The organism is Vespertiliibacter pulmonis, from assembly GCF_013377275.1.
Lineage (GTDB): Bacteria > Pseudomonadota > Gammaproteobacteria > Enterobacterales > Pasteurellaceae > Vespertiliibacter > Vespertiliibacter pulmonis.
Window position 1 is genome coordinate 1,039,406 of the sequence record NZ_CP016615.1, and the last position, 10,595, is coordinate 1,050,000.

Genomic DNA, 10,595 nt, shown 5'->3' on the forward strand with positions numbered 1-10,595 from the left:
GTTTACATTTCCGCAAAAGCTTGCTCCGCCATTTGTAATGTGAATGCAATATCTTCATCACTATGAGCGAGCGACATAAATCCTGCCTCAAAAGCAGATGGAGCAAGATAGATGCCTTTTTCTAACATTTTATGGAAAAATGTATTAAAGGCTTGAACATCGCATTGCATTACATCTTGATAGCGTTCAATTTTATTTTTTTCGGTAAAAAATAGCCCAAACATACCGCCAACATATTGAACAGTTAAAGGAACAGCGTGTTTATCTGCTAAGGTTTTAAGCCCTTCTGCTAATGTTTTAGTTTTTTCTGCAAGCAACTGCTCATTGCCAGTTTTTGCAAGCTCGGTTAAACAGGCTAATCCTGCGGACATTGCAATTGGGTTGCCCGATAATGTACCAGCTTGATACACAGGGCCAGTTGGAGCTATAAATTGCATAATTTCTTTTTTACCACCAAAAGCACCAACGGGCATACCACCGCCAATAATTTTACCTAAGGTAGTGAGATCAGGAGTAACTCCGTAGTGGCTTTGAGCGCCACCTAATGCGACACGGAAGCCCGTCATTACTTCATCAATGATAAATACTGTACCGTATTGGGTACATAGCTCACGTAACCCTTGTAAAAAACCTGTTTTGGGTGGAATACAATTCATATTTCCTGCCACAGGCTCAATAATTAAACAGGCAATCTCATCAGGGTATTGTTCAAATGCCTGTTTTACAGAATCTAAGTTGTTATATTCACAGGTGAGCGTATGCTTAGCGAAATCTTCTGGCACGCCTGGTGAGCTAGGCTGACCAAGTGTTAGCGCTCCTGAGCCTGCTTTAACTAATAATGAATCCGAATGTCCGTGATAGCAGCCTTCAAATTTAATAATTTTATCTCGACCTGTGTAGCCACGGGCTAAACGAATAGCCGACATTGTAGCCTCTGTGCCTGAGCTAACCATTCTGACCATTTCGATAGAAGGAACTAATTTACAGACTAATTCGGCTAATTCAATTTCAATCGCAGTTGGCGCACCGAAACTTAACCCATTTGGTACAGCCTCTAATACTGCATTGATAATTGCAGGATGATTATGTCCTAATACCATTGGTCCCCAAGAGCCAACGTAATCAATATAACGTTTTCCCTCGCTATCTGTGATATAAGCCCCTTGTGCTTTTTCGATAAATACAGGTGTACCGCCTACGCCTTTAAAGGCACGCACAGGAGAATTAACTCCACCGGGAATGACTTTTTGAGCTTGTTCAAATAAAGTTGCAGATGATGTCATTGAATATTCCTTAAATATTGATAAATTTTGCGATATTGTACTTTAAAATAGGGAAAATCCTTGCGAACAGTATGAAAAAAATTGAGAGTTTTTGCGGTTATGTTATGCTGAACGCTATTCTTTTAGGCTTTTATAAAGGCAAATTATGTTTATGTGGCTGACTTTTCTGTCCGTTATTATGATGTCTTTTTTATCACTGATTGTAATGCGTCCTGTGGCTAAACGGATAGGTTTAGTGGATAAGCCGAATTTCCGTAAGCGTCATCAAGGAATTGTTCCATTGATTGGTGGTATTGCTTTATTTATTGGTAATCTCACCTTTTATATAATGCAATGGGAACAGATGCGGTTTCCTGAATTATATTTAACTGCCGTAACGATTTTACTTATTATTGGTGTGTTGGATGATCGTTTTGATATAAGCCCTTTTTTAAGAGCTGGAATTCAGGCAGCTTTGGCTGGTGCAATGATTTATAGCGGTTTATCTATTGCGAGTTTAGGGCAGTTAATTGCTCCGTTTAGTTTGGAATTAGGCTCTTTAGGCATTGTGCTAACAGTGTTGATTACTATTGGTATAATCAATGCATTCAATATGATTGATGGTATTGATGGCTTATTAGCAGGCTTATCGAGTGTGAGTTTTGCTGGTATTGGTATCTTAATGTGGGTGGATAATCAATATACGCTAGCTTACTGGTGCTTTGCCATTATTTGTGTGTTATTGCCCTATGCCTTGTTTAATTTGAATGTATTTGGTTCAAAATGGAAAGTCTTTATGGGAGATTCTGGCAGTACTTTAATTGGTTTCACCATTATCTGGATTTTATTGCTCAGCACCCAAGGACAAGGACACGCCATTAGCCCAATCACTGGATTATGGTTAATTGCCGTACCGCTTATTGATATGGTTGCTGTCTTTTTTCGCCGTTTGAAGAAAGGTAAAAGTCCATTCAGACCAGACCGCTTGCATATTCATCATTTAATGTTGCGAGCAGGTTTGACCTCTCGAGAAGCTCTTATCGTTATTACTATTGGGGCAGCATTATGTGCTAGTTTCGGCGTGTTAGGAGAAATGTATTACTGGAATCAATGGGTAATGTTTCTCTGTTTTATTATCTTATTTTTCCTCTATTCTTATTCGATTATGCACGCATGGCGGCTTACACGCTTTGTCCGCCGTCATAAACGCCGTTTACGTAAAAAACAATCAATGCATTAGGAGATAATTGCAATGCAAGATATACCATCGTCTTCTTTTTCTTTTGGTAGAAAAATTGTCAAAAGTTTACTCCTTCTGACCGCTTGTGTTGGGATAGGGGCTGGAACGGGCTGGGGATTGTCCGAAATGAAAACATCACAATGGCGTTCAACGATTAAATTTGATGCTCCTACGGTGATTGAACTGGGAAATTATTATTCATTAGCAACAACCTATGCGTTACTTCAGGGAGAGAAAATGGCTGAAGTTGAACAAACTATAAGTCAAAAAAGTTATGCAGAATTTAAACGTAATTTAAGTTCTCCCGATTTATTAAAACTATACCTAACGGAATCCGAGGTTGTAAAACAGCAAGCTTCCGCTCAAAATTTGCCCATAGACACGGTTGCGCAGCAGATTGCTCCTCATTTTCAATTAGATGAGAAGAATAACCAATTTAGTGTTACGTTAGAAAATCCTGAAAAAGCGAAATTATTACTAACAAATTTTATTCTTTTTATTACAGAAAAAACCAGGCAGATATTAAAGAATGAGCTTACTCAGAAATGGAAAATTTTATTCCAACAAGTGAAATATGCCGCTGAGAATAATTTAGGCCCAATTCAAACGGGCGAACAAGTTGCTAAACAAGATTGGTCTGGTAAGCTAAATTTAATGAGGTCTGTTAGCCCGTTAGATGAAAATCTTGTTGCATTTCGTTTACTACAAGTCCCCACAACACCGACTACGCCAATTTCACCAGATAAATCTTTATGGGTGATGATTGGGGCATTAGCTGGGCTTGTATTTGGGTTATTTGGCATCGTTTTGTTGAATTTTCGTAATGCCTCTAAATAAAAGTTAATAATGTCGAATAAGATCAAGATCCTTGCGGTATTTGGAACTCGTCCTGAAGCGATAAAAATGTCGCCTCTCGTCGTGATGTTAGACAATGATCCTGCCTTTGAAATGAAAGTGTGTGTAACCGCACAGCATCGTCAAATGCTTGATCAGGTACTTGAGCTGTTTTCCATCCAGCCAGATTTTGATCTAAACATAATGAAATCGACACAGGGATTAAATGAAATAACTGCTCAAATTTTATTGGATTTGCCTACGGTATTATCTGATTTTTCACCTGATCTTGTGCTTGTTCATGGAGATACAACAACAACGTTTGCTGTAACCTTAGCGTGTTATTATCAAAAAATTCCAGTGGCCCATATTGAAGCAGGGTTGAGAACCGGGGAGCTGTTTGCGCCTTTCCCCGAAGAAGGCAACCGCCATTTAACAAGCGTATTAGCTCGTTACCATTTTGCTCCAACAGAGCAAGCCAAACAGAATTTATTGGCAGAAAATATTCCAACGGAGAATATTTGGGTAACAGGTAATACAGTTATTGATGCGTTGCTTGATGGGCTAAAAAAAATGCGAAACAACCAATCGCTTACCACACAATTTACTCAGCACTATACTTTTTTAGATGAGCAGAAAAAATTGATTTTAGTTACAGGTCATCGCCGAGAAAATTTTGGTGGTGGCTTTGAGCGTATCTGTCTAGCTTTAGCTGAAATTGCGTATCAGCACCCAGAAGTGCAGATTGTCTTTCCAGTTCACTTAAACCCTAATGTTATTGAGCCAGTTCATCGAATATTGCAAGGGATAGATAATCTCTTTCTGATTGAACCGCAACCGTATTTAGCATTTATTTACTTGATGGATCGTGCGTATCTCATTCTCACAGATTCGGGCGGAATACAAGAAGAGGCATCTTCTTTAGGTACGCCCGTATTAGTAATGCGAGATATTACTGAACGCCCAGAAGCGATTGATGTCGGGGCAGTAAAATTAGTCGGCACACAAACCAATGCGATTGTCGCTGAGGTTAATCAGTTACTGATGAATAGTGATGCTTATCAAGCGATGAGCCATGCACAAAATCCTTATGGTGATGGTAAGGCGTGTAAACGAATTATGGCTCATCTAAAACAGATTTTTAACCTAGAAAATGTGTAATTTTAATCGAATTTGTGTAATGGGCTTAGGCTATATTGGCTTACCGACTGCGGTAGTTTTTGCTCAAACAGGTAGAATGGTCATTGGGGTTGATGTAAATGAGCATATTGTTTCGCAGATCAATCAGGGTAAATCACCGATTGATGAGCCTGATATTACTCAAGCTTTATTACAAGCGGTCAGTTCTGGGAAATTTTTTGCTACTCAAACGCCAGAACCTGCTGATGTTTTTATCATTGCTGTTCCTACGCCATTATTAAAAAATAATCAGCCAGATCTTAGTTATATCAAAAATGCTATCAAAATGATTGCCCCTTTACTCAAACAGGGGAATTTGGTGGTATTAGAATCTACCTCGCCCATCGGAACAACTGAACAAGTATATCAATGGCTAAATAAAGAACGAGCAGATTTACCCGAAATTTATTTAGCCTATTGCCCTGAACGAGTGTTACCAGGCAACATTATGCAGGAAATTTTCCGCAATGACCGTATTATTGGGGGCATTTCCCCTAAAAGTACTGAACAAGCGGTCAGTTTGTACCAACTTTTTGTAACAGGGCAATGTATTGCCACAGACAGCCGTACAGCTGAAATGTGTAAACTCACTGAAAACAGTTTTAGAGATGTAAACATTGCCTTTGCTAATGAGCTTTCAATGTTATGTGATCAATTTAGCATTGATGTATGGGAATTGATCCGCCTCGCAAATTTACATCCTCGGGTAAATATTTTACAACCAGGAGCAGGTGTTGGTGGACATTGTATTGCGGTGGATCCCTATTTTTTGATTAGCCAAGATCGAGAAAATACAAGACTTATCCAAACAGCCCGTCAAGTAAATGATCATAAAGCAGAATGGATTTTAGATAAAATAAAATTGGCAGTGGCAGATTGTGCAACTAAAACGGATCGCAAATTATCTGAGATAACGACCGCTTGTTTTGGGCTTGCTTTTAAGGCTAATGTGGGAGATCTACGAGAAAGCCCAGCACTGGAAATTACGCAAAAATTAGCAGATTGGCATCGAGGAAAAGTATTGGCCGTTGAGCCACATATTACCCAGCTACCTGATGTCTTGTGCGGAAAAGTAGAATTGGTTTCACTTACAACCGCATTACAACAAGCGGATATTTTAGTGCTGTTAGTTGATCATCAGTCGTTTAAATCAGTAACATTTAGTCAGAAATGGGTTGTGGATAGCAAAGGAATTTGGTTGTGAAAATTGAGCGAAATCAGTGGGAAAGTAATTTTTTCGGGCGAGAGATTTATAACGTAAATCCACAGCAAAATCTATTTGAGAACGATGTAAACCTCAATTCAACTTTGCCACAGGGCTTGTTACAAGCCAAAGTTACAACAGCAGATTGGCAGGCAATCCATTACTTACAGCAACAGCAGTTTCAACTGGTTGAAACGGAGATAACCTTTCGGTTAGATCTTGCAAAAATTTCAGTGGATCGAACCGCTTGTAATTGTCGTTTTGTAACTGGGCGGGATCTCTCTCAACTTCATTGGGTTTGTGAACAATTTTCCCAAACTCGCTTTCGCCAGCCTTATTTTTCATTACAAGAAAATCAGCGTTTTTACCAACAATGGCTAGAGAATGCAGTAGTAGGCGTTTTTGATGATGCTTGCTTATTGATAGTAGAAAATGAAATACCCAAAGGCATTGTAAGTTTACGGTTAACGAAAAGAGCAGTACAAATTGGATTATTAGCGGTTTCGCCCGAATTTCAAGGGAAAGGTATTGGTAAAAAATTGCTGAATAGTGTGGTTGTATTTTTACAAGAAAAGTATTCAGACCAAGCAGAGAAAATAGATTTTCTATTGATTAGCACACAATTAAGTAATCAACGTGCGATGAGGCTTTATCAGTCATTTGGGGCAATGTTATGGCACAGTGCTTATTGGTTTTATCGTGAAATAGCGTAGAGGGCATTGTTATTATTGCATTTAACCAACCCGCTCAATTAGGTACGGAAATTGACTATATACAGAAAGCGATGGCGAATAATCGGCTGTCGGGCGATGGCGAATTTACTCGTTTATGCGAAGCGTGGTTTAAACATCATTTTGGGACAAAAAGAGCGTTATTAACACCGTCTTGTACTGCGGCTTTGGAATTATCGGCAATATTGCTCGATATTCAGCCCGATGATGAAATTATTATGCCGAGTTATACTTTTGTTTCAACGGCAAATGCGTTTGTGCTAAGAGGGGCAAAGATCGTATTTGTTGATATTCGTCCTGATACAATGAATATTGATGAAAATAAGATTGAGCAAGCGATTACGGCTCGGACTAAAGTAATCGTTCCCGTTCATTATGCAGGTGTTGCCTGTGAAATGGATAAAATTATGGCGTTGGCAGAAAAGTATCAGCTATGGGTGGTGGAAGATGCCGCACAGGCGGTAATGGCAAAATATAATGGAAAAGCCCTTGGTACTATCGGACACATTGGTTGTTTTAGTTTTCACGAAACAAAAAATTATACAGCGGGTGGAGAAGGCGGAGCAATTCTGCTCAATGATGAAGAATTGATTGAGCGAGCTGAAATTATTCGTGAAAAAGGCACAGACCGTAGCCAATTTTTTCGAGGCGAAAGAGATAAATATACTTGGCGTGATCTCGGTTCTAGTTTTTTACCCTCTGAATTGCAATCGGCATATCTTTATGCTCAGTTACAATCGGCGGAAATAATCAATAACAAGCGGTTAGAACTATGGCAAAATTATCAACAAGCATTGATCTTTTATCAACATAAAGATCGGATTGAGTTACCGATTATCCCACAAAATTGTCAGGCAAATGGACATCTTTTTTGGTTAAAATTGCGTGATTTTGCAGATCGTACGGCGTTTATTCATTATCTTAAACAGAATGGAATTTTAACAGTTTTTCACTATATTCCGCTACATTCAAGCCCCGCAGGTGAGCGGTTTGGGCAATTTGTTGGAGAAGATCGTTTTACCACAAAAGAGAGTGAGCGATTAGTGCGTTTACCGCTATTTTATAATTTAAGTTATCAGGATCAACAGAGAGTGATTGAAACTACATTGCATTATTTTGAGCGTGATGAATAGGTTAGAAAATGTTTTTACATATTTTAGGTTCGGATATTTCTCATCATAACTATACAGTATTGGCGTTTTTTGAACGGGAACTTTTGCCACAGCTTCCATCACCTCCGCATTTTTTTGTGGTTGGAAATGAAACATTACGAAATGAATTTCCTACCTTAGAACTAACGATTTTTTCTAATCAAAAAGCCCTTGCAAAAGCAGTAACAGTAAAAGCGAAGCAAGATCCAATGATTAGATTTTTTTTTCACGGGCAATATAATGTTTGGCTATGGTTTGCAATATTATTTGGAAAATTACCGCTTGAACAGTGTTACTGGCATATTTGGGGGGCAGATTTGTACGAAACGTCAAAGAATTGGCGGTTTCGACTGTTTTACCCTGTTCGTAGGTTAGCACAAAAACGGCTGATGAATATATGTGGAACAGCTGGCGATCTTTATTATTTTAGCAAAATTAACCCACAATCTAACCGCTTGTTACTCTATTTCCCAACCAAAATGCCAGATAAGTTGCCTATTCCTAAAGCTGAAATAGACAGCCATTTTACGTTATTACTTGGTAATTCGGGCGATAAAGCTAACCAGCATTTGCTCGGATTACGTCAGTTGAAATTATTTGCCAAGCGTAATGTTGAAAAAGCCGTAAAAATTATTATTCCAATGGGATATCCACAAGGAAATCAAGCCTATATTGAAACGGTAGCACAAGTATCTGAAAAATTATTTACAAAAAAGGTAGTACAACTGTTAAGTGAAAAATTACCATTTGATGTTTATTTAGAACAGCTTGCTCAGTGTGACTTCGGGGTATTTCCATTTGAACGACAGCAGGGAGTCGGGACGATTTGTTTACTCATTGCATTGAATATTCCATTTGCATTAAGCCGAAAAAACCCATTTTGTATTGATTTAATTTCGCAAAACATTCCTTTTCTGTATGTGGAAGAAATTGCAGAGCTTTCCTATGATCAAATAGCTGAAATAAAACGGCAGTTACAGCAGTTAGATAAGTCACTTATTCATTTTTTCCCTAAAAATTATGTTAAGGAATGGTTGGAGATCTTATGCAAATAGCCGATTTTTTATTGATAAATTTTTACCTATTAGGTGTATTTTCCATTGGAGTAGTGATTTATCAAGCCTATCAGCGGGCATATTTCTCTTTTCATCTAATTTTTAGCGTAATTTATTTTGTCACGTTTTTTCTTGGTTTTCCGTTTTCGCTGGGGTTGCAGTTTGGTTTTGGTATTCCTTTGCCTCAAATAGAGACATTATTTTTTGCGTTGGCAGTGGCAATGATCGGCTATTTAATCTATTTTTTGAGTTATCAATTTTTTCAGATAACGGGTAGTAAAAAATTAGGCGTTGTACAGAATTTTGATGTAGCCATAAATGTAAAGAAAAGAGCGAAACTTACCGCTTGTTTACTATTTTTGGTGGCAGCTATAAGTTTGGGCTATTTTATTGCAGTTAATGGCTTATTACTGTTTCGTTTAGAAAAATATAGTCAAATTTTTTCACCATTAGTACACATTGTCGCACTGAAACGTTTTTTCTATTTCTTTTTTCCTGCGTTGTTAATTCTCTATTTTATTTACCCAAGTAAAAAACGCTGGTGGCTATTTTTAGTTTTAGGAATAGGGTTCGGTATATTGAGTTATCTTGCTGTTGGCGGAACACGAGCGAATATTGTATTAGCATTTGCATTGTTTTTACTTCTTGGCTGGATATATCGATATTTCTCGATAATTTGGTTTTTTTCTGCGGGTGTGTTAGTTGTAGTTGCTATGTTTTTCTTAGCACTCTTTCGTTATAAATTGGACGTGCAAGGGAGTGATGCTTGGTTTGCTTTTCTCTATCTAACTCGAGATACTTTTTCCCCGTGGGAAAATTTGGCTAAGTTGTTAGGATCTGAAATCAAATTTCAGGGGTTAATGCCAATAGTGGCAGATTTTTATGTCTATATTCCAAAATCATTGTGGGCTGAGCGACCAGATATTGTGTGGAATACCGCAAATTATTTCACAAAAATAGTATTAGGGAATGAATCAGGTCTAGCTATTTCTCCAACCTTATTAGGTTCATTCTATATTATGGGGGGATTTCCTGTAATTGGGCTAGGTATGGCGTTGCTTGGTGGGTTATTATCAGTAACTGACCGCTTGTTTGATTATGGACGGTTACAAAATGATCCAATAATCCAAGCATATTGTTTGGCAAATTTGTTTAATTTGATGGTATTAGTTAGAGAGGGGGCGGAAGCATTTATCTCGCGTTGGGTATTTTTTAGTGTGATATTTTGTATGTGCTGGTTATTGGCGTTCTTAATCACGAAAAGGAAGTCAGATGAATAAAGCGATCATTCGAGGCATTGAGCTATTTGCAATGCGAGACCAACAGGCATTGCTTGATTTTTTAATCAATGAACAAGATGTAAAGTTTGGCAAATTAGTTGCAATCAATGCGGAAAAAGTAATTCTAAATGAAGAAAATAATGAAATTCGACAATCTATTGCTGATGCAGAATATAAATACGCTGATGGTATAAGTATTGTTTATTCTATTCGTAAAAAATATCCGAAATATCGTAATATCGAACGGATTGCAGGCGTTGATTTATGGTTTTCACTAATGAAACGCTGTGCAAGCCGACAAATTCCCGTATTTTTGCTCGGCGGAACAGCGGTTACTTTATCTAATACATTTGCAAAATTGCAGACGATAGGTGTTAATATCGTTGGGTATCAAGATGGCTATTTCCTTGAAAGTGAAGAAGATTCTGTAATTGCGCAGATAAAACAGAGTGGAGCAAAAGTAGTTACGGTTGGATTAGGCTCGCCGAAACAAGAACTATTTATGCAAAAAGCACAAGGAGCTTACCCTAACGCACTATATATGGGTGTTGGTGGAAGCTATGATGTTTTTATAGGAGCGGTTAAACGAGCACCTATTTGCTGGCAAAAACTGGGATTAGAGTGGCTTTACCGTTTGTTAAAACAGCCTACTCGTTGGC

The 10,595-nt window shown here is 38.1% G+C and carries 10 protein-coding genes (1 of these 10 cut by a window edge); 9 read left to right on the forward strand and 1 reads right to left on the reverse strand.

All coding sequences use genetic code 11. The annotated features are described in order from the left end of the window. Positions 1-2 precede the first annotated feature (2 nt). Complete coding sequence (gene hemL, locus A6B43_RS05170) at positions 3-1,283, reverse strand: glutamate-1-semialdehyde 2,1-aminomutase (protein ID WP_124211458.1); 1,281 nt, start codon at positions 1,281-1,283, stop codon at positions 3-5. 151 nt (positions 1,284-1,434) lie between these two features. Between hemL and wecA the strand changes: the two genes are divergently transcribed. The 9 genes in view from wecA to wecG are tightly spaced (at most 12 nt apart) and all read left to right on the forward strand, a layout consistent with a single transcriptional unit that may run on beyond the window. Next, entirely contained in the window at positions 1,435-2,502 is a 1,068-nt protein-coding gene (wecA, locus tag A6B43_RS05175) for a UDP-N-acetylglucosamine--undecaprenyl-phosphate N-acetylglucosaminephosphotransferase (protein ID WP_124211478.1), read from the forward strand. A gap of 12 nt (positions 2,503-2,514) precedes the next feature. After that, on the forward strand, positions 2,515-3,339 hold the full coding sequence (locus A6B43_RS05180; protein WP_124211459.1) for a transporter: 825 nt from the start codon (positions 2,515-2,517) through the stop codon (positions 3,337-3,339). A 9-nt stretch (positions 3,340-3,348) separates the two neighbouring features. Continuing rightward, on the forward strand, positions 3,349-4,497 hold the full coding sequence (gene wecB, locus A6B43_RS05185; protein ID WP_124211460.1) for a non-hydrolyzing UDP-N-acetylglucosamine 2-epimerase: 1,149 nt from the start codon (positions 3,349-3,351) through the stop codon (positions 4,495-4,497). Beyond that, positions 4,490-5,719, forward strand: coding sequence for a UDP-N-acetyl-D-mannosamine dehydrogenase (gene wecC, locus A6B43_RS05190; RefSeq protein ID WP_124211461.1), 1,230 nt, complete (start codon positions 4,490-4,492; stop codon positions 5,717-5,719). The genes wecB and wecC overlap by 8 nt, the downstream gene beginning before the upstream one ends. Continuing rightward, positions 5,716-6,432, forward strand: a complete 717-nt coding sequence (locus A6B43_RS05195) for a GNAT family N-acetyltransferase (protein ID WP_170152439.1) — start codon at positions 5,716-5,718, stop codon at positions 6,430-6,432. The genes wecC and A6B43_RS05195 overlap by 4 nt, the downstream gene beginning before the upstream one ends. A gap of 11 nt (positions 6,433-6,443) precedes the next feature. Then, positions 6,444-7,583, forward strand: coding sequence for a dTDP-4-amino-4,6-dideoxygalactose transaminase (rffA, locus tag A6B43_RS05200; protein WP_124211463.1), 1,140 nt, complete (start codon positions 6,444-6,446; stop codon positions 7,581-7,583). An 8-nt stretch (positions 7,584-7,591) separates the two neighbouring features. Further along, positions 7,592-8,656: a TDP-N-acetylfucosamine:lipid II N-acetylfucosaminyltransferase family protein gene (locus tag A6B43_RS05205; protein ID WP_124211464.1), complete on the forward strand. Its 1,065-nt coding sequence runs from the start codon at positions 7,592-7,594 to the stop codon at positions 8,654-8,656. Further along, positions 8,647-9,936: an ECA oligosaccharide polymerase gene (gene wzyE / locus A6B43_RS05210; protein ID WP_124211465.1), complete on the forward strand. Its 1,290-nt coding sequence runs from the start codon at positions 8,647-8,649 to the stop codon at positions 9,934-9,936. The genes A6B43_RS05205 and wzyE overlap by 10 nt, the downstream gene beginning before the upstream one ends. Next, positions 9,929-10,595, forward strand: the 5' portion of a protein-coding gene (gene wecG, locus A6B43_RS05215; protein WP_124211466.1) for a lipopolysaccharide N-acetylmannosaminouronosyltransferase. The gene runs 56 nt beyond the window's last position; only the first 667 of its 723 coding nucleotides appear in the window; its start codon is at positions 9,929-9,931; its stop codon lies off the right edge, out of view. The genes wzyE and wecG overlap by 8 nt, the downstream gene beginning before the upstream one ends.

Bases quoted from the DNA above. Each gene is read 5' to 3' on its own strand.
- A6B43_RS05180 (WP_124211459.1), top strand. From the start codon at position 2,515: ATGCAAGATATACCATCGTCTTCTTTTTCTTTTGGTAGAAAAATTGTC.
- wzyE (WP_124211465.1), top strand. From the start codon at position 8,647: ATGCAAATAGCCGATTTTTTATTGATAAATTTTTACCTATTAGGTGTA.
- A6B43_RS05205 (WP_124211464.1), top strand. From the start codon at position 7,592: ATGTTTTTACATATTTTAGGTTCGGATATTTCTCATCATAACTATACA.
- wecC (WP_124211461.1), top strand. From the start codon at position 4,490: ATGTGTAATTTTAATCGAATTTGTGTAATGGGCTTAGGCTATATTGGC.
- hemL (WP_124211458.1), bottom strand. From the start codon at position 1,283: ATGACATCATCTGCAACTTTATTTGAACAAGCTCAAAAAGTCATTCCC.
- wecB (WP_124211460.1), top strand. From the start codon at position 3,349: ATGTCGAATAAGATCAAGATCCTTGCGGTATTTGGAACTCGTCCTGAA.
- wecA (WP_124211478.1), top strand. From the start codon at position 1,435: ATGTGGCTGACTTTTCTGTCCGTTATTATGATGTCTTTTTTATCACTG.